The sequence below is a fragment of the Micromonospora sp. NPDC023737 genome, from assembly GCF_040639715.1.
Classification (GTDB): Bacteria; Actinomycetota; Actinomycetes; order Mycobacteriales; family Micromonosporaceae; genus Micromonospora.
The window spans coordinates 25,356-45,855 of record NZ_JBFAAL010000022.1; the positions used below are offsets into that span (position 1 = coordinate 25,356).

The 20,500-nt window shown below is 74.2% G+C and carries 9 protein-coding genes; all 9 read right to left on the reverse strand.

Features of this window, described 5'->3' with window-relative positions; genetic code table 11:
• Positions 1-13: 13 nt before the first annotated feature.
• Positions 14-5,479 (reverse strand): SDR family NAD(P)-dependent oxidoreductase, encoded by a 5,466-nt coding sequence (locus tag AB0F98_RS29045; RefSeq protein ID WP_357741835.1) that lies wholly within the window; start codon positions 5,477-5,479, stop codon positions 14-16.
• 11 nt (positions 5,480-5,490) lie between these two features.
• Positions 5,491-9,006 (reverse strand): amino acid adenylation domain-containing protein, encoded by a 3,516-nt coding sequence (locus AB0F98_RS29050; protein ID WP_357741838.1) that lies wholly within the window; start codon positions 9,004-9,006, stop codon positions 5,491-5,493.
• Entirely contained in the window at positions 9,003-12,089 is a 3,087-nt protein-coding gene (locus AB0F98_RS29055; RefSeq protein WP_357741841.1) for a thioesterase domain-containing protein, read from the reverse strand. The genes AB0F98_RS29050 and AB0F98_RS29055 overlap by 4 nt, the downstream gene beginning before the upstream one ends.
• Positions 12,086-15,643, reverse strand: a complete 3,558-nt coding sequence (locus tag AB0F98_RS29060) for an AMP-binding protein (RefSeq protein WP_357741844.1) — start codon at positions 15,641-15,643, stop codon at positions 12,086-12,088. The genes AB0F98_RS29055 and AB0F98_RS29060 overlap by 4 nt, the downstream gene beginning before the upstream one ends.
• A 329-nt stretch (positions 15,644-15,972) precedes the next feature.
• Complete coding sequence (locus AB0F98_RS29065; RefSeq protein WP_357741847.1) at positions 15,973-16,371, reverse strand: DUF2267 domain-containing protein; 399 nt, start codon at positions 16,369-16,371, stop codon at positions 15,973-15,975.
• A 65-nt stretch (positions 16,372-16,436) separates the two neighbouring features.
• Positions 16,437-16,835, reverse strand: coding sequence for an NUDIX domain-containing protein (locus AB0F98_RS29070; protein WP_357741850.1), 399 nt, complete (start codon positions 16,833-16,835; stop codon positions 16,437-16,439).
• A gap of 266 nt (positions 16,836-17,101) precedes the next feature.
• Positions 17,102-18,412, reverse strand: coding sequence for a hypothetical protein (locus AB0F98_RS29075; RefSeq protein ID WP_357741929.1), 1,311 nt, complete (start codon positions 18,410-18,412; stop codon positions 17,102-17,104).
• A 143-nt stretch (positions 18,413-18,555) separates the two neighbouring features.
• Positions 18,556-19,374: a sugar phosphate isomerase/epimerase family protein gene (locus tag AB0F98_RS29080; protein ID WP_357741853.1), complete on the reverse strand. Its 819-nt coding sequence runs from the start codon at positions 19,372-19,374 to the stop codon at positions 18,556-18,558.
• Positions 19,371-20,411, reverse strand: a complete 1,041-nt coding sequence (locus tag AB0F98_RS29085) for a zinc-binding alcohol dehydrogenase (protein WP_357741856.1) — start codon at positions 20,409-20,411, stop codon at positions 19,371-19,373. Before AB0F98_RS29085 ends, AB0F98_RS29080 begins: the two co-directional genes overlap by 4 nt.
• Positions 20,412-20,500 lie beyond the last annotated feature (89 nt).

Below are 20,500 nucleotides of genomic sequence, written 5' to 3' on the forward strand. Positions count from 1 at the left end.
CCTGTTCTCGTTCTCAGGCGCGCGGCAGTCGCGGGATTGCGGGGATGGCCGCAGAGGCCGTCGGTTCGTCGGTGGTGGGGGCGGCGGCGCGCAACTCCTCGATCCGGGCGGCGAGGCCGGCCACGGTGGGCGTCTCGAAGAGGCTGCGCATGGGCAGCCGGACACCGGTGGCCTTACGCATCGCCGCGATCAGCTGCACCGCCACCAGCGAGTTGCCGCCGAGGTGGAAGAAGTCGTCGTCCACCCCCACCTCGGTCATACCGAGGGCGTCCCGCCACACCTGGGCGATGGCGATCTCCAGCTCGGTGCCGGGCGCGGCCGATCCCCCACCGGACGCCACCGGCGCCGCCGCGGCCTCCGGCTCGCCCTCGACGCTCTCCGTGGTGACCCGACCGGCGCGCTCGCGGATAGCGGCGACCGTCCTGGTGGCGATGACCACCTGCGCCCCGAGCCCGGCGGTGAGGCTCCGGCGGAATGCCTCCGCCCCGTCCACCGGCCGGATGTCCTCACTCGACCCGGCCGGTGCCTCCTCGACCGGCGCGATCGCGGCCAGTCCGCCGGCGACCGCACCCTGGTCGACCCGGCGCAACACGAAGTCGCTGATCGCGACCAGCTCCCGGCCCGCCTCGTCGCGCAGGGTCAGATCGGCGGCGACCACCTCGTCGGTGGCGCCGGCCCGGTGCCGCAGGTGGCTGGTGAAGCGCACCGGCAGCGGCCCGCGCACCACGATCCGCCCGTACGACATCGGCAGGTAGGTGCCGGAGCCCTGGCCCCGGCCGAACGCGGTGGCCACGTCGAGCAGGGCCGGGTGCAGACCCCACGCGGCCAGGTCGCCGGCCGCCTCGGCGGGCGCCTCGACGCGTGCCAGCTCCTCCCCCTCGCCGAGGTGGTGCTCCCGCAGCGCCTTCCATCGTGGACCGAAGGTCAGCATGCTGGTACGGCCGCGGCCGAACGAGGCGTCGTCGTCGACGCGGCGGCCCGCGACGGTCACCTGCCGGACCGGCGGGGCCGGCTCGGTGTTCCAGCCGGCCGTACCTCGCACGTGCGTCCGCAGCCGCCCGCCGCTGAGGCTGCGCACCGTGAAGTCGATGCCGTCCTCGGCGGCGGTCAACTCGACCCGGTACTGCGCGGTCGTGCCGTCCGGCACGGCGAACGGTTCCAAGAAGATCACGTCGCGCAGCTCGACCACCGCGTCGTCGGCGGTGGCGGGCGACGCCGCGGCCACCGCGGCGCGCACCGACTCCAGGTGCGCGGTGCCCGGTACCACCGGAACCCCGCCGATACGGTGCTCGTCGAGCATCCAGTGGGTGGTGGCCGAGACGAGCCCGTGCAGCACGGTGCCCTCCGGCCCGCTGACCCGGGTGGTGAGCACCGGGTGGTCGACGCTGCTGGTGACCGTGTCCCGTCCGGCGGCGCGGAAGCCGGCGGGCACTTCGGTCTCGACGGCCATGCCGACCTCGGCCCAGCCGCCCCAGTTCTGCGACAGCACCGGCGCCCGCCAGCCCTGCCCGGCACGGGCGTGCGCGTCGAGGAACGCGTTGGCGGCGCAGTAGTCGACCTGCCCGAACCCGCCGATCACCGCGGTGATCGACGAGCAGAGCGCCACGAAGTCCAGCGGCAGGTCACCGAAGACCTGCGCCAACGCGAGGGTGCCGGCGAGCTTCGGCGCGAGCACCCGTTCCGCCGCGGCACGCTCCTTGACCTCGGCCATGCCGCCGCCGGGCAGGCCGGCCGCGTGCACGATGCCGTCGATTCCGCCGTACGCCTCCTCGACCGCGGCCCGCACCCGGCGCAGGGCGTCCGGGTCGGTGACATCGGCGGCGAGCACCAGCACCCGGGCGCCGGCCGCCTCCATCCGGCGGATCGCCGCGATCGCCCGGCCGGCCCGGTCGTCGGGGCCGTGCACGGCGAGGTGGTCGTCCCACTGCTCCCGTGGAGGCAGCCCGGAACGGGCCAGCAGCACCAGCCGGGCCCGCGCCCGCCGGGCGAAGTCCTCGGCGAGGGTGATGCCGATGCCACCGAGACCACCCGTGATCACGTACCGGCCGCCGTCGCGCAGCGCGCCCGGCTCACCCTCCGTGTCGACGGTGACCTGCTCGTAGTCGGCCACCCAACGGCGGGCGCCCCGTAGCGCCAGCTCCGCCCGTGCCGGGTCGCGCGGGCGACGCAGTTCGGCCACGAGGGTGCTTCCGCCGTCGTCGGTCGGGTCGGCGTCGATCAGCCGGACGGCGAGCCCGGGCAGCTCGGCCGGGAGCACCCGGGCCAGTCCGGCGAGGGTGGCGTGCTCCGGCCGGACCAGGTCGTCGCCGCGTACGTCGCCGACGCCGGCGGTGACCAGGTCGAGCGTGCGAGTGTCCTCCTCGGTGGTCAGCCCCGCGCCGGCGAGCGCCTGCACCAGGTGCAGCGCGCTGAATAAGCCCCGCTCCTGCGCGGCCCAGGTCGCCGTGATGTCGGTGCCGGTCGGTCCACCGTCCAACGTGAACGCGTGCACGATCCGGGCCGGTACGCCGTCGGCGGTCAGCGCGGCGACCAGCGCGTCGTAGTCGTCCCGCGATCCGGGGCGCAGCCGGTATCCGGTCGGCGTCGCGGCGAAGTCGTCGCCGGGGCGTACCTCGATCGGGTCGGCGCCCCCGGCCCGCAGCCCGGCGAGCAGCGCGTCGCCGCGCGGACCGTCGACAAGGACCAGGCAGCGACCCAGCGGCTCGGTACGCGGCTCCGGGGCGGCCTGCCGCCAGACCGGCACGGCGAACCACTCCGGCAGCGGCCGCGGCCCGGAATCCACAGTGGCCGTCACCTGCTGCTCCGGGTCCGGGTCGACCCAGTAGCGGCGCCGCTGGAACGGGTAGGTGGGCAGCGGCACCCGCCGCGCCTGCGGATCGGCCCCGAGTCGTACCGGCGTACCGGCGCACCAGAGCACGGCGGCGGCGCCGAGCAGAGTGGCCAGGTCACCGGTGGAGTCGCCGGAACCGGGGAGGCTGCCCAGCGGGGTGAGCCTGCGCTGTTCGGAGGCGGCCTTGGCGACCTGCATACGGGCCAGGTTGGCCAACTGCGTCCCGGGACCGCACTCGACGAGCTGCCAGGTGCCCTCGCCGAGCAGGGTGGCCACGCAGTCACCGAAGCGCACCGGCCGGCGCAGGTGCGACGCCCAGTACGCCGGGTCGGTGGCCTGCTCGTCGGTGATCCAGGTGCCGGTGACGTTGGACAGGAACGGGACCGTGGGCGGACGCAGGGGCACCGACGCCATCAGGGCGGTGAACTCGCCCAGGATCGGCTCCATCATCGGCGAGTGGAAGGCGTGCGAGGTACGCAGCAGCTTGCTCTTGCCCTTGAGCGTCTCGGCGAACGCGGTGACCGTCTCGGTCTCGCCGGCCACCACGCAGGTGCCGGGGCCGTTGACCGTGGCGACGGCCAACCCCTCGGGCAGGCGCTCGGCGACCGCCGACTCGTCCAGCGAAACGGCGAGCATCGAGCCGGCCGGGAGGGACTGCATCAGCCGGCCGCGGGCGGCCACCACCCGTAGCGCGTCGGGGAGGCTGAGCACGCCGGCCACGGTCGCGGCCACGTACTCGCCGATGGAGTGCCCGATCATCGCGGCCGGCTTCACCCCGGCGTCCTGCCAAAGCCGCGCCAAGGCGTACTCGACCACGAAGAGGGCGGGCTGGGTGTAGCGGGTCTGCGTCAGCTTCTCGGCTGCCTCCGGCTCCCGGCCCAGGATCAGGTCCCGGATGTCCAGCCCCAACTCGGGGTGCAGCAGTTCGGCGCACTCGTCGACGACCGCGGCGAAGCCGGGCTCCTCGGCGTAGAGCTGCGCGCCCATGCCGGCGTACTGGGCGCCCTGACCGGAGAACAGGAAGCCGACCCGAGGGGGCGGACCGTCGGCCACCCCGCGGTGCAGGCGCCGCGGATCACCGAGGCCGGCCACCGCGCCGGACAGGTCGACGGCCACCACCGCCGCCCGGTGCGGGTACTCCCGCCGACCCACCCGCAGCGTGTGCGCCACGTCGGCGAGGTACTCCGGGCCGGCGTCGGCCGATTCGCCGAGGCGCTCCGCGAGCCGCTGCACCGCGCTCTCCAGCGCGGTGGCGGTCTGCGCCGAGACGTGCAGCAACTGCGCCGGACGCACCCGCCGTGCGCTCCGGTACGCCGCCGGCGCCTGCTCCAGCACCACGTGGGCGTTCGTGCCACCGATGCCGAACGAGCTGACGCCGGCCCGACGCGGAGCACCGTCGGTGTCCCACTTGGTGAGCGTGTTCGTAACGTAGAAGGGGGTGTCGGCGAAGTCGATGGCCGGGTTCGGGGTCTCGTAGTTGATCGTCGGCGGGATCAGGCCGTGCTCCATCGCGAGCACCGTCTTGATGACGCTCACGATGCCGGACGGCTGGCTGAGGTGGCCGATGTTGGACTTCACCGAACCGATGCCGCACCAGCCCCGGTCGTCGGTCTCACTGCCGTACACCGCGGAGAGCGCGGCCACCTCGATCGGGTCGCCCATGGCGGTGCCGGTGCCGTGCGCCTCGATGTAGCTGACGGTGCGCGGGTCGACGCGGGCCATCGCGACCGCCTGGGCGACCGCCTCCATCTGCCCGTCGACGCTCGGCGCGGTGAAGCCGACCTTACCGGCGCCGTCGTTGTTGATCGCGTTGCCGAGCACGACCGCGCGGATCGCGTCGCCGTCGGCGATCGCGTCGGAGAGGCGCTTGAGCAGGGTGACGCCGACGCCGCTGCCCCACACGGTGCCGTTCGCGCCGGCATCGAACGGCCGGCACCGCCCGTCGGGCGAGGTGAAGCCGTCCATGCCGAGGTAGCCGACGTGTGGCAGCTCGACGTTCACCCCACCCGCGAGCGCCATGTCGCACTCACCGTTGCGCAGGGCCTCGCAGGCCAGGTGGAACGCGACCAGCGACGTCGAGCAGGCGGTGTGGACGGTGAGGCTCGGACCGCGCAGGTCCAGCCGGTACGACACGGTGGTCGCCACGTAGTTCGGCGAGTTGCCGGCGGCGATGGAGACCGCGCTGTGCGGGTTGCCTCCGACCCGCTTGTTGCGCAGCACGTAGCGGTGCAGGTAGGTGTTGCCGCCGGTGCCCGCGTACACGCCGACCGCGCCGTCGTAGCGCGACGGGTCGTAACCGGCGTCCTCCAGCGCCGTGTGACAGGACTCCAGGAAGAGCCGGTGCTGGGGGTCGGTCATCGCCGCCTCCCGATCGGTCATCCCGAACAGCGCGGCGTCGAACTCGTCGTACCCGTCGATCAGCGGGGCCCGGTCGACCCAGCCCGGATCGTCCACCTCCTCGACGGTGGCTCCCCGGGCCAGCTGCTCCTCGCGGCTGAGCTCGGTGATCGACTCCACCCCGTCGACCAGGTTGCGCCAGAACTCGTTCACGTCCGCCGCGCCGGGCAGGCGGGCGGCCATCCCGACGATCGCGATCGGCTCGATGCCGTCGCCGTCGCCGGACAGGTCGATTGCGGTCGGAACGTCCATCACGGCTTCCTTCAGTGCGTGGTGCCGCCGGGGCGGCGGGGTGGGTTTCGACGGGTACGGCCGCGCCGGGCGGCGGCTCGCAGGGCAGCGCGGGCCAGCTCCGGCCGGTCGGTGGCGCCGTCCAGGCTGGCGGCGAGCGCGCGGATCGTGGGGTGGCGGAACAGGTCGAGCATCTTGATCGAGCGACCGGTGGCGGCGGCAAGCCGGGCGTGCACCTCGGCGAGCGCGAGCGAGTGCCCGCCGATGTCGAAGAAGTTGTCGGTGACGGCGATCCGGTCCCGCTCCAGCACCTCCCGCCAGATGCCGGCGACCAGTTCCTCGGTCTCGGTGAGCCCGTCCGGTCCGGCGGGCAGGACGGCGCGCGGCGGTTCGGTGGCGGCCACGGTCATGGCGCCGAGCTGGGCCACCCGGACGGCCGGGCGGGGCAGCTCGGCGGCGACCTCGCGGGCCGGCACGTCGGGGTCGGCGGCGAGCGCGCCGACCAGTGCCGCCAGGTCGGCCAGCAGCGCGTCGATCCGCTCGCCGTCGAAGAGGTCCGGGTTGTGGACCACCTCGACGCCGATCCGGCCGGCGCCCTCGACCACGTACACGGTCACGTCGAACGGTGAGCCGGGCTTCGGCACGGGGACCGCCGCGCCGACGAGGCCGGTCAGCGCCAGGCGGGGCGGGGCGAAGTTGAGCACGTTGAACAGCACCTGCACCAGTGGCGCCCGGGAGGTGTCCCGGCCGACGCCGAGCGCCTCGACGATCCGCTCCAGCGGCGCGGCCGGATGGCTGGTCACCTCGTGCAGCTCGGTTGCGCACCGGTCGACCAGCTCGGCGAAGCTCGCCCCGCCGGTACGCACCCGGACCGGCACGGTGTCGATGAAGAAGCCGACCACGTCGTCGAAGGCGGCCAGCCTCCGGTCGGCGACGATCGCGCCGAGCACGTGGTCGTCGCCGCCGGTGAGCCGGGCGAGCAGCTCGCCGAAGCCGGCCAGCAGCACCGCGGCGACCGTTGTCCCCCGCCGTTCGGCCAGGGTGCGCACCGCCCGATCGGTCGCCTCGGGCAACCGCACGGCGGCCTCGGCCCCGGTGTAGGTCTGCACGGCCGGGCGCGGGCGGTCCCGCGGCAGGTCCAGCACGGTCGGCGCGCCCTGCAGATGCGCCGTCCACCAGGACAGATCGGCCTCGCCCCGACGCCGGTCCCGTTCCGCCCGCCACACCGCGTAGTCCGCGTAGCCGGCGGTCAGCGCGGGCAGCCGCGGAGTCCGCCCGGCTACCGCCTGCTCGTACGCGGCCCCCAGGTCGTCGTAGAGGACCGTCTCGGACCAACCGTCGAAGACCGCGTGGTGCAGGGTGATCGCCAACACGTGCTCGGCCGGTCCGAGCCGGTAGACGGTCACCTGCCACGGCGGTCCGGTGGCCAGGTCGAACGTGTGCCCGGCGCCGGCGGTGAGCATCCCCGCCAGTTTCCGCTCGCGGTCCTCGTCGCCGGTCAGGTCGACCACCGGCACGGCCACGTCGGTCGGCTCCTCACGGACGGCGTACGGCACACCGCCGGTCTGCGGGATCCGCCAGCGCAGCACGTCGTGCCGCTCGACGACCGCCCGCAGCGCCGCCCCGAGCGCGGTGACGTCGAGCGGGCCGCGCAGCCGATGGGCCAACGCGATGTTGTACGGCGCGCTGGACGGGGCCAGCTGGTCGACGAACCACAGCCTCCGCTGCGGTGGAGACAGGGTCGGCGGGTTGCCGGTGGTGAGCCCGTCGCCGTCCGCTGTCGGGGCGGCGGCGACCCGTTCGACCAGGCCGGTGAACGTCCGGTCGGTGAGGACGTCCCGAGTGTCGACGTGCCGGCCGAGTTCGGCACGGAGCGCGGCGACCAGCCGCATCGCCGCGATCGAGTTACCGCCGGCGGCGAGGAAGTCCGTCTCCGGGGTAGGGACGGTGCCGAGCAGGCGGGTCCAGATACGACGTACCGCCGCGTCGAGCGGCTCGTCCGCGCCGGCCGGCGCCTGTTCCGTGCCGGCCGCACGGGCGGCGTCGGCCAGGGCGCGCAGTGCCGACCGGTCCAGCTTGCCGGAGATCGGGCTGACCGGCAGGTCGTCGAGGCGCAGCACCCGCGCCGGCAGCATCGCGGCGGTCAGCCGGGGTCCGGCGTAGTCACGCAGCCGTTCGTCGTCGGGCGCGTCGACCGGGGTGACGAACGCGACCAGTTCCGTACCGGCCGGTCCGGGCATCGCCTCGACCACCACCCGGTCAACTCCGGGCAGTTCGGCCAGCACCGCCTCCACCTCGCCCAGCTCGATCCGCTGGCCACGGACCTTGACCTGCCGGTCGGCCCGGCCGAGGTAGACGATCCGGCCGTCGGGAAGCTGCCGGACGAGGTCACCGGTGCGGTACAACCGCGCCCCCGGCACCTCGGCGAACGGGTCCGGGACGAACCGCTCGGCGGTCAGCCCCGGCCGGTTGAGATAACCGTCGGCCAGGCCGGGCCCGCCGATCAGCAGCTCGCCGGTCTCCCCTGGCGGCACCGGACGCAGGTCGGCGTCGACCACGTACGCGCGGTGGTTGGGCAGTGGTCGGCCGATCGGCACCGGATCGGTCTCGTCGGCGGTCAACCGGCAGCTCAGCGCCAGCACGGTGGTCTCGGTCGGCCCGTAGCCGTTGAGGAAGGTACGCCCCGGCGCCCATCGGGCGGCCAGCTCGGCCGGCACCGCCTCACCGCCGCAGAACACCACCCGCCAGTCGGGCAGCTCGGCCGGATCCAGCATGGACAGCACGGTGGGCGTGATGAAGCCCCAGTTGACCTCGTGCGCGGCGATGAAGCGACCGAGCCGGACCGGGTCGGCGCGGTCGGCCGCGCCGATCAGCTGAACCGAGCCGCCGAGCAGCAGCGGAACGAACAGGTCCATGGTGACCGTGTCGAAGCCCAGCGAGGCGATACCGAGGCTGCGTACCCCCGCGTCCGCGCCACTGAACGACACCACGCCGTGCAGGAACTCGACCAGGTTCCGGTGGGTGGTGAGCACCCCCTTCGGGCGGCCCGTCGAGCCCGAGGTGAACAGCACGTACGCGAGGTCCTCGGGCCGCGCCGGGCAGGGCGCGAGGGGCGCCGGGCCGGGCAGCCCGAGCGCCTCGATACCCGAGACGCCGGCGAACTCGGTCTCGGCCGCGTCCCCGATCACCACGGTCACGCCCGCGTCCGCGGCGATCTCCCGTAGCCGCCGGCGCGGGCCGCCCGGCTCCAGCGGCACGTAACACGCCCCGGCGAGCAGCACGCCGAGAACCGTCGCGACCAGCTCCGGCCGCCGCTGGCCGCAGACACCGACCCGGTTCTGCCGGCCGACGCCGCGCGCTCGCAACGCGGCGGCCACCCCGCCGGCCCGGTCCAAAAGCTCGCGGTAGCTGAGCCGGTCGTCCCACTGCCGCACCGCCACCGCGTCGGGGGTGCGGGCGGCCTGCGCGACGATCAACTCGGCCAGCGTCGCGTCCGGCCAGGGCAGCGACTCCCCCTGCGCCGCGCTGATGGTCAGGATGTCGGTCACCCGTTCTCTCCCCGGTAACTCATCGGATCGGTGATCTGCAGACGCAGCTCGCTGAAGTAGCGCCGTCCCTGGGCGTCGGGGACCCAGGCGTCGTCCGGGGCCGGCAGCATCTCGCTGACCGCCAGGGACGCCTCGTCCCCGGCGGCCCGGGCCATGGCGCACAACATGCTGGCGAACGCCGGACTGCTCAGATCCACGAAGCAGGGCTTGGGTTCGGTCGCGAACTTCACGTACACCTGTTCGGGCAGCCCGAGCCGGCCACGCCAGGCACGGACGGCCAGGAAGGGCTCCCGCTCTCCGGTCGCCGCGGCCAGCCCGCTCTCCCCCACCGTGGTCCGCCAGGTCTGCCGGGCCACCACCAACCTGTCCAGCGTGATCCGGGGCGTGTACGGCGCGGTGGCCACCAACTTGAACCCGTCGACGGCGTGCGCGGCGAGCACCCCGGCGAAGATCTCGATCAGCGGCCAGCGCTGCCCGTCCGGGGCCGTCGCGACGAGCCCGCCCGCCGCCTCACCAACGGTCAGAGCCACCGTCGGCAGCACCCGCCCGGGATCGGCGCCGGGAGCGGATACGAACGCCAACTGCCGGTCGGTCGGACCGGTCAGCGCCTCGGCGACCCGGCCGGTGTGGCGCGGCCAGTCGGCGGGCAGGAGCAACCGGATCCGCCGTTCGCCGAGGTCCTCGGCGAACGCCGAGCGCAGCCGCGCCCCGTCGGGATGGGACAGGGCCAGCGCCTCGCAGTCGAAGGACGGCCAGGCGGTGTGCATCTCGCCGAGGACCACGGTGTACTCACCGCCGGCGAGTGATTCCGCGTCGGTCGCGCAGATCTGCAGATCCGGGCTGTGCACCCGGGCACCGCTCCACCCCGGACGACCGGCCGGAAACACCTCGGCGACCCGGTCGACGAGGTCGGCCACCCGCAGCCGAACATGGGTCGTCCCCGCTGGCAGGTCGGCGAGCCCGAACAGTCCCGCCCAGCGAGCGGCGAATTCGGCGGCCACCGTGTCCACCGGCCGTTCCCCGTCGCCCCAGAAGAGCCCCTGCATCAGGAACCACAGGTCGGACAGGGCCACCTGCCCGCCGCCGGCCTCGGCCCGCAGCTCCTCGTAGAGCTCGCGGGACGCCGCCACGTACGCCTGCTCCAGCGCCCCGGCCAGCCAGCGAGCGGCCCGCAGCAGCACGTCCAGCGGCGCCGCGATCCCGTGCAGGAACGGCGCGCCGAACACCACGTCGAGGTCTCGGCTGGTGTCCTCGTAGCAGAGTGTCCGCCCGGCGTACATCTGACCGGAGCGCCGTCGGGGCGGCATACCGGTCAGCGCGGTGAACGTCGCATCGAGCGCGTCCAGCGCGCCGCGCAGACGGTCCGGGTCGCCGGCCGCGGCGGCGACCTCGTCCCGGGCGGCACACAGCTCGTCGAAGCCGGCTCGGGCCGCTTCCCGCGCCGGGGCGTCGCCGATCGACTCGATCCGTTTCCGCAACACGTCCTCGGCGGCGGGGCGCACCGGCAGTGCCGCGTCCCACGTGATCAGCTCCCGCTCGACGAGCCGGTCGAGCAGCGCGTACCCGTCCTCGGGGCGGCGAAGCCCGACCGCCGGGTCCGCGACCAACTCCCGGGCGCTGCGCCGGCCGTCGGCGGCGGCGAGCAGCGCCGCCTCGACCGGGGTGAGCGGCACGGGTGGTCGACCGGGACGATGTACGGCACGGTCGACCAGGTGCAGGTGCGGAGCGAGGCACGGCGGCCACCAGGCGCGCACGGTGAGTTCCCGCCCGATCCGGTCGGCGTACGCGGCCAGCGCCCACGATTCGAACCACACCCGACGACGGCGGGTGAGGGCGGGTCCGGGGCGCACCTCGACGGCCGCCGGCCGGGTCGGGTCGACCGTCACCCAGCAGCTCGGCCCGAAGAAACCGATCGTCTCGTTCTTGCCGCAGTAACGCTGCCAGTACCTGAGCAGTACCCGTTCCCGCTCCCGTCGGCGTGCGTTGCGGGGCGCGTCCGCACCGTCTCGTCGCAACGCGTCGAGGGCTGCCAGCATGTTGCGGTTCTGCCAGGTGATCGCCTCCCTCAGCAGCCGGTGGTCGGCCAGCTCGCTCAGCCGCTCGACGCCGACCGCCACCGCCTCGGCGAACTCCTTGTCGAAGTGCTCGACTCCCGACCCGGTCGCCAGCAGCTCGTCGGCGGCGGCCGCGGCCTGCGGTGCGGAGAACGCGGTGAGCCCGTCGGCCGGAAAGCCGGTGGTACGCAGGACGGCGTCGCGCCAGACCGACCAGCCGGTGTCGCCCAGCGGCACCCGGTGTGCACCGGGCGGCGCGGCGGACCGGGCGGCCGGCCCGCGCCCGGCGGCGCTGCTCGTGAGGGCGGCGTCGAGGTCGGCGCGGATCGCGGCGAGCAGCTCGTCCAGCGCGTCGTGCAGGAAGAAGTGCCCGCCGGCGATCTCGTGCAGGGTGAAGCCGGCCGCGCTGTGCCGGCCCCAGGCTTCGCTGTGCTCGCGCGTCACCGCCCGGTCGTGCCGGCCGGTGTACGCCACGATCGGCACCGGCAGCGGATCACCGGGTTCGTAGCGGTAGCTGTCCACCCGGCCGAAGTCGGCCCGCAGCAGCGGCAGCAGCAGCTCCACCAGTTCGGGGTGCTCGAGAACCTCGGCGGGCAGGCCGCCGCCCTGACCGAGGCGACGCAGCAGCTCGTCGTCGTCCACTCCGGAGAGACCGTCGAAGAGGCTGGGCGCGGTGACGTGCGGGGCGCGCGCCCCACCGACGTAGAGCCGGATCGGGAGCGGTCGCCCGTCGCGGCTCAACTCGCGGACCACCTCGAAGCCGAGCCGGCCGCCCATCGAGTGGCCGTACACGGCGTACGGGCCGGTGGCCCGCTCGGCGATGGCCCGGGCGACGTCCCCCACCTGGAACCGGGGGTCCTCGGTGATCCGGTTCTCCCGGCCCGGCAGCTGCACCGGCAGCACTTCCACACCCGGGCCGAGGCCGGCCTGCCAGCGCCGGAAGGCGCTGGCCCCGGCACCGGCGTAGGGCAGGCAGAAGAGCTGCACCGGGGCCCCGCCACGGCCGCCGGCGGAGACGAACCAGTTCACCGGGTGCCCTTCCGAGGGGGATCGATCCAGTACCGCTTCCGCTGGAAGGCGTAGGTGGGCAGGCCGGTGCGGCGGACACGGCCCTCGGGATGCAGCGCCGCCCAGTCCACGTCCTGCCCCGCCACCCAGGTGCCGGCCAGCTCACGCAGCGCTCCGGGCTCGCCCGCGACCCGGGCGCCGGTCTCCAGCAGCTCGTCCAAGGCGGCGACCGCGCCCGCCAGGTCGGTGACCACCATCGCGGCCCGGCACCGGAACGCCCGCCGGCCGAGCGCGAGCGTGGCGGCGACCTCGGCCAGGGCCGGGGCGGCGCCGGTGAGGTGCCGCCGCAGCCGGGTCAGTGCGTCCCGCAGCGCGGCCGGCGTACGCGCGGAGACCGGCAGCAGGTGCGCCATCGGGGACGGCTGCCCGCCGACCGGTTCGACCGGCGGCGGTTGCTCGACCACGACGTGGGCGTTGGTGCCGCCCAGCCCGAACGAGCTGACGCCGGCGACCCGGCGCGGCGCCTCCGGCCAGTCCCGCACCTTGGTGGGCACGTAGAAGGGACCGCCGGCCAGGTCGATCTCCGGGTGCGGGCGCGTGTAGTGCAGGTTCGGCGGGATGGTGCCGTGCTGGACGGCGAGCACCGCCTTGATCAGGCCGGCTATCCCGGCGCCGGCGTCCAGGTGCCCGATGTTCGTCTTCACCGAACCGAGCGCGCAGCTCTCGGCCGGCCCTCCTGCGTACACCTCGTTCAGCGCGGCCACCTCGATGGCGTCGCCGAGCGGGGTGCCGCTGCCGTGCGTCTCGATGAGGTGGACCTTGCCGGGTGCCACCTCGGCGGCGGCGAGCGCGTTCGCCACCGCGGCGGCCTGCCCGGCCGGTCCGGGTACGGCGTATCCGGCACGGTCCGGGCCGTCGTTGGTGACCGCCCAGCCGGGCAGGATCGCGTAGATCCGGTCTCCGTCGGCCTGCGCGTCGGCGAGCCGGCGCAGCGCGACCACGCCGACGCCCGAGCCGAACCCGGACCCGTTGGCCGCCTCGTCGAAGGCGCGGCACCGACCGTCGGGGGAGGCGAGCCCGCCAGGGGTGTGCCGGTAGCGGGGCCAGGTGACGTTGACGCCGCCGGCGAGCGCGAGGTCGCACTGGTAGTCGGCCAGGCTCTGCGCGGCGAGGCAGACCGCGACCAGCGAACTGGAGCAGGCGCTCTGCACGGCCACCGCCGGCCCGGTCAGCCCCAGCCGGTACGCGACCTGCCCGGGCAGGTGGTCGGTGAACTGCCGCCCGATCAGCCGGGCCTCCCAGTCGTCCGGGTCCACGTCTCCGACGACCGCCGGGTTGTCCATGAGGTGGAACAGGAAGTAGCGGTTGGCGGAGGTGGCCGAGTAGACGCCGACCAGTCCGGGGAAGCGGGTCGGGTCGTGCCCGGCGTCCTCCAGCGCCTCCCAGGCGGTTTCGAGGAAGAGCCGGTGCTGCGGGTCGGTGCGGGCCGCCTCCTGCGCGCCGAAGGAGAAGAACTCCGCGTCGAAGTCGGCGACGCCGTCGAGCCGGCCGGCGGCCCGCACGTGCCGGGGGTCGGCGCGCAACGTCGACCCGATGCCGAGTTCGGCCAGTTCCGCGTCGCTGTGGTCGTGGATCGAGTCCACTCCGGCGCAGAGGTTCCACCAGAAGGTGGCCACGTCCGGAGCGCCGGGGAAGCGACCGGCGAGACCCACCACGGCGATCTCGTCGCCGGTGTACTCGCGGGCGGCCACCGACGGCGCGGGCGGGGTGACCAGCACGGGAGCCGGCGCCCGATCGGCGGGCCGCGCGGCCGGCACCGGGACCGACGCCGCATCGGCTGGCTGCGCGGTCGGAACGGGAGCCGACGTCCGATCGGCGGGCTGCGGTTCGTCGAGCAGCCGGGCCTGTGCGGCCACGGTGGGGTGCGCGAAGAGGCGCAGCATGGGTAGCCGCACCCCGAACCGCTCGGCGAGGCGCTGCTGCACCTGACCGAGGAGCAGGGACTGGCCGCCGACGTCGAAGAAGTTGTCGGTGCGCCCGACCGCGTCGTGGCCGAGCACCGCGCGCCAGATGTCGTGCACGGCCCGCTCGGTCGGCGTGGCCGGCCCCGGTCCGGTCGGCACGGTGTGCTCCGGGTCCGGCAGCGCCCGCTCGTCGACCTTGCCGGTGACGGTGAGTGGGAACTCGTCGACCGGCACCACGGCACGGGGCAACGCGTACTCGGGCAACTGGCGGGCGAGCGCGACACGCAGCGCGGCCGGATCGAGCAGCCCGGCGGCCGGGCGGACGTACGCCAGCAACTCGCCGTCGCGGGCGACGGCCCGGACGCCTGCGACGCCCGGTTCGGCGGCGAGCAGCGCCTCGATCTCGGTCAGTTCGATCCGGAAGCCGCGTACCTTGACCTGCCGGTCCAGCCGGCCGAGGCAGCGCAGCTCTCCGGTGGGCAGCCACTCGCCCAGGTCGCCCGTCCGATACGTCGGCACGCCGTCGGGGTCGGTGCGGAACCGGTCGCTGTGCTGGTCGAGGTAGCCGGGGGCGAGGTGGGCGCTACGCACGACGATCTCACCGTTCTCGGCCAGCCGCAGTTGGTAGCCGGGCAGCGCGGTACCGATCGGCAACGCCCCGGTGGCGGCCGGGTCGGCCTGCGCCAGCGGCAGCGCGTACCGGGCCGCGAAGGTCATCTCGGTGGCGCCGTAGCCGTTGACCAGCACACATCCGGGGGCGAACCGGCCCTGTCCACGGGCGGCGTCGGCGTGGCTGGCTTGTTCCCCGCCGAGCAGCACCACCCGCACCCGGTCGAGCCGTTCGACGCCGGGCACGTCCAGCAGGAAGCGGTAGACCGTGGGCGTCGAGTGGTAGATGGTGACGCCGTGGCGGGCGAGCTGCTCGACGGCGTACGCCAGCCCGTGCCGGCGCAGGTCGACGGGGACGACCGCAGCGCCGGTGAGCAGCGCCGGGTAGAGGTCGGGAATGGCCGCGTCGAAGCTGAACGAGGCGAGCAGGCTGAGCCGGTCGGCCGGTCCGATCTGGAGGGTGTCGATCTGGTTGCGCGCCGCGTGCAGCAGGTTGCGGTGGGTCTGCCCGACCGCCTTGGGCACGCCGGTCGAGCCCGAGGTGAACAGCACGTAGGCCAGCGCGTCGGAGTCGACCGGTTGCGGGCGCAGCGGGGCGGGGCGCGGGTCGGCCACGACGAGGACGCGCGTGCCCGGCCGACCGGCGGCGAGCGTCGCGGCGAGTTCCTCGTGCTCGGCGGCACAGAGGATGGTGGTCACTCCGGCGGCGGCGAGCATGTGCCGCAACCGGTGGTGCGGGTAGCCCGGGTCGAGGGGCACGTACGCGCAGCCGGCGGCGAGCGTGCCGAGGACGGCGGCGATGGTTCGGGGCCCGTGCGCGGTCAGCAGCCCCACCCGGTCGCCCGCCCGGGCCCCGCCCGCGACCAGCGCCTCGGCGTACCCGCCGGCGAGGCCGGCCAGCTCGGCGTAGCTGAGCTGCCGGGCCTCGGTGAGGACGGCGGCATGTTCGGGACAGGCGGCCGCGACATCGCCGAAGCGATGGATCAGCGTCTCGTTCGTCATCTCAGGACGTGGAGTCGTGTCCACTATGGACAGACGCGCGGCAATGGACAGCCGTGATCATGATCCCCCCCAGGACTTCACATTGACAGCAGCATAAGTCTCGATGCCTGGGAGAAGAGTTCATCGATGAGAGTCCGACCGAAGAGCCGATCGGGGCCTCAGACGAGGGGCGGGGGAAACAGACCGATCATCCGTCCAGCACCCAGAGTAATTGGGGCATAGAGAGCGACAAGCGGTTAATCTTCCGGCCGGTGCGCTGTATCACCGACAAATTTCCGGAACTTCGCCGGATGTCGGACCTTGGACAGGAACGCGCGGGTGGTCCGTGCTCAACCATCGTACGACGGAGGAAGCGGCTCGACCGCACCGTCGGCGCTCATCGGCAGCCGCGCCACCATCTCCCGGAACTCGGCGACCGTGACCGCCTCCCGGAGGGTGGCGAACACCGCGCCGGTACCCACCTGGGCGGTCACCTCGTCCACGCCGGCCCGCTCCCCCACCCGGCGCAGGAACTCACCGGGGCCGGCCGGCGTCGGTCCCGCGTCCGCGGCCGGTCCGGAGAGATAGCCGTCCAACTCGTCCGGGAGCCGCCCCGCCAGATCGTCCGCCGGGCGCCCGGTGACCCGCTCCGCCATCGTCTGCAGCACCGCGCGGGCGATCGTGGCGGCCTGCTCCGGCGGCAGCCCGGACCGCCGGGACACCGCGTCGATGAAGCGGGGAAACCGCACGCCGCGCCTCCTTCGTCACCGGCCCGGCGCTTACCCCGGTCCGGAACCGGCAAACCAGAGCCGGATCAGTGCAGCAGATCCGCGGCGTGCAGGTGATCGAAGATGATCTGATCGACCGGGGAGACCCGATCCCGGTCGGCGTACCCGAGCCAGGCCGACTCGGCGATCTCGCCGGATGGACGCAAGGCACCTCGATAGCCGGCGGCGTAGCAGGTCATCCGCACCTCGATGCCCGGCGCGTGACCGTGCGCCTGCGCGGTGAACGTCCCGACGTGCACCGCGCTCTCCACGTCCACCTCGACGCTGAGCTCCTCGGCGATCTCGCGGCGCAGAGTGTCCCGGTCGCTCTCGCCCGGCTCCCGCTTACCGCCGGGCAGGTACCAGACATCCCGGCCCTGGGAGCGGGTGCTGAGGATCCGTCCGTCCGTCAGCAGGATCCACGCAACCTTGTCGATCTCAGTCATGACACCCCCTCCACCTCGGCGCACATCGTAGACACCCGCCCGCGCCGGCTCCCGGCGGCTGCCGGGGTGGCGGAAGTACGACACGACGCAAGTCCGCCGCGGCAGTTCGACGGTCGACGGCGGTCATCTGGTCGATGCTCCATCGCGTACACCGGTCGTCGTCCGGGCCGTCGGCCCGCGACGGGAGCCACCGGGTGGGCGCGTGCGCTGGGGGCCCGCGCCCACCCGGTGCACCGGCCGGCGCGCACCGACACGGGGCCTGCCGTTCAGCTCGCGGGAGCTGGCGCGCGTTCGTCGGCGAGCAGGTCGAGCAGGAGCGCGGCGGTCCAGCCGAAAGCGGGCGAGCCGAGCCCCGCCCCGGTGTCCGGGTGGAAGTACTCGTGGCAGCCGGCGGTCGCCACCAGCTCGGCCATGGACCGCCCCAGTCCGGCGGCCAGGTCGGCCCGCCCGTGCCCGAGCAGGCCACGGCGGACCAGCCAGTTGATGTTCATCCAGCTCGGACCGCGCCAGTAGCGCAGCGGCTCGAAGTCCGGCGCGGTCCGGTCGTAGCTGGGCAGCGGCCGCGACATCCGCCGCGCCACCCCGAACCGGGCCGAACACGCCTCGGCGACGACCGCCGCGACATGCGGGGCCGGCAGGTCCGGCAGGATCAGCGGCGCGAGTCCCAGCACCGTCCGCGCCGGTATCAGTCGTCCGGTCCGCAGGTCCCGAGGTTGGAACGTCCCGGTGGCCGGGTCGTACAGCCGGTGTACCAGCGCCTCGGTGATCCGGGCCGCGCGTTCCCGGTGCGGCCCCGGGTCGGCGTCGACCAGCGGCGCGATCGCGGCCAGCGCGTGCTCGGCAGCCCCCGCCGCCGCGTTGAACAGCGGGCACTCGACCAGAAACGGATGCCGACGGGCCAGCTCCGCGTCCCGGTAGCCGCCGTCCCGGTACGAGGCGACGATCGTCACGTACCGCGCGTAGTCCAGGTCCGTGGGCCGGTGCGCGGCCGGAGCGTGGGCGGTGTCGTGCCGGCGGTACGCCCGCATCACCGCCGCGTCGGCCGCGACCGCCGCCATCGGGGCGTCCCAGGCGGGGCTGTTGTCCAGCCCGGACTCCCACGGGTGCACCACACAGGCCAGCCCCGCCCCGCCCACGTCCCGCCAGGTGGCCAGGTAGCGCTGCTGGGCCACCAGCCGGGGATAGAGCCGGCGCAGCGCCGCGCGAGCCGGGTCCGAGGCGGCCCGGCGGTACGCGAGCCAGGCCGCGAGCGCGTGCACCGGCGGCTGGACCAGGCCGGAGGTGGCGGCGGTCGGCGCCGCCTCGGCCCGCGCCGACGCCCAGAACTCGGGCCCGGGAAAGTACGCCCCGACCGGCAGCCGGGGATTGAACACGATGTGTGGCACCCGCCCGTCGGCCCACTGGGCCCGGAACAGGCTCTCCAGCTCCCGCCAGGCGTACTCCGGGCGGAGGTGGGCCCACCCGATCGCCATGAACGCCGAGTCCCAGCTCCACTGGTGGGGGTAGAGGGTGCGGGACGGCACCGTGTGGTCGTGCTCCCAGTTGGCCTCGAGGGTGGCCACGGCGAGCCGGCGCAGCCGTTCGGCGTCGCCACCCGGCCCATCGACGGCACCACCGTCAGCTGGCCCGACGACGGCACCACCGTCAGTCGGCCCGCCAACCGCTCGGGCCAGGTCGCCGGCCACCTCGTCGAGCGAATCGTCGGACAGGCCGCCGGTGCTCACGCCGCCGCCTGCCGGGGTTCGGCGTGCCGCAGCACCGTGGCGGCCTGCTGCAACGCCCGCACCGGGTCGCCGCGGAGCCGGCACTCCAGGGCCAGCCATCCCCGGTAGCCGATCTCGAGCAGGGTACGCACCAGCGCCGGCCAGTCGAGATGACCCGCGCCCGGCTGGTACCGGTTGGAGTCGCTGACCTGGACGTGCCCGAGGTACGGCGCGGCGGAGCGCAACGCCCGGTGCACGTCGTCCTCCTCGATGTTCATGTGGAAGGTGTCGGCGACCACCCGTACCGAGGGCAACCCGACCGCGGCGCAGAGCGCGACCGCCTCGTCGAGCCGGTTGACCATGTGGTCCTCGTACCGGTTGAGCGGCTCCAGGAAGAGGGTGACCCCTTCGGCGCGGGCGTGCTCACCGAGGGCGCCGAGGGCGTCCACCAGCACCTGCCGGTCGCCGGCCGGCGGCCGGGGCGGTTCGAACGGCGGGAGCCGCCGGGAGAACATCCCCCACGCCGCGGGGGTCATGACGCCGGTCCCACCCAGCTCGGCGATCACCGAGAGCTGGGAGCGCAGGTTCCGCACGGCGTCGGCGGAACGTGCCGGGTCGAAGTCGCCGATGAAGTGGTCCATCTCGACGCAGACGGTGGGCATCACCACGCCGGCGGCGCGGGCCCGGCGAAGTTCGGGCAGCCGGCGGGCGAACGCCAGGTCGCCACGCCCACGCAGCTCGATCCCGTCGTAGCCGAGCGAGGTGGCCAACGCGTACTTCTGGATCAGGTCGGTGCCCGGCAGGAGCTGCTCCTGGCAGGCGATGTGGATGGTCATGCGAACCTCAGCACCACTTGGAGAACGTCACCGTCACCGCGGTCGAGCAACGCCAGCGCATCGGCCACCGCGCCTGCGTCGACGACGTGACTCACCAGCGGCAGCGGGTCCACGTTCCCCTCGGCCACCAGTTCCATGAAGGTCTGGGCGACCCGGGCCCCGGTCCACCGGCCGGCCATGCCGGGCGCCGGTGTCGGCCCGGAGACCTGGGCCGCCACCAACTGGATCCGGTTGTGGTGGAACTCCTCGCCGAGGCCGAGGCCGGCGGCCTGCCCCTGGTAGAAGCCGGCGGCCACGACGCGGCCGGCGTGGGTGGTGGCCCGTATCGCCTCGTGCAGCGCCGGGTACGCCCCGGACAACTCGAGGCAGACGTCGGCGCCCCGGCCACCGGTGGCGCCGCGCAGCACGTCCGCGGCCGATTCGACGCCCGCGTCGACGGTCGCCCGGGCACCGTAGCGACCGGCGTGCACGAGCCGGGTGGCGACCCGGTCCACGGCCACGACGCGCGCCCCGGAGAGCACCGCGAGGCGGGTGGCGAGCAGCCCGATCACACCCTGCCCGAAGACCCCGATCCAGTCCCCGAGGTGCAGGTCGCCGGCGAGCACCGCGGTGAGGGCGATGGCGCCGGGTCGGGCGAAGACGGCGGCGAGCGGATCGAGACCGGGTGCCAGGGGCTGGACGGCGTCGGCGGCCACCACCGCCTCGGCCCGGTGCCCCCAGATGCCCCAGACGGTCTGCCCCGGGTGCCGGTCGGTCACCTCGGGCGCCACCTCGACTATCTCGCCGACCTCCTCGTAGCCGAAGCCGACCAGCGGATAGGGCACGGGGGTCTGGCGAGGCACGAACATCCGGGAGATGTCGTCCCAGTCCTTGCTCAGCCGGGGGTTGCTGCCGCGGTAGAGGGTGAGCTCGGTGCCGGCGGAGATGCCGGAGTAGCGGGTGCGGACGCGGACCTCGCCCGGACCGAGTGGGTCCACGGGGCAGGGCTCCAGGCTGATCCGTCGGGGCCCGGCGAGAGAGACAACCCAATTGACCATGAGTCACATCCCGGTAGCGCCGGGCTTCATCGTAAAACAAAAAATCGGCATATGTCTTGTAATTGATCAATCGAAGGGGTTGAATCCCC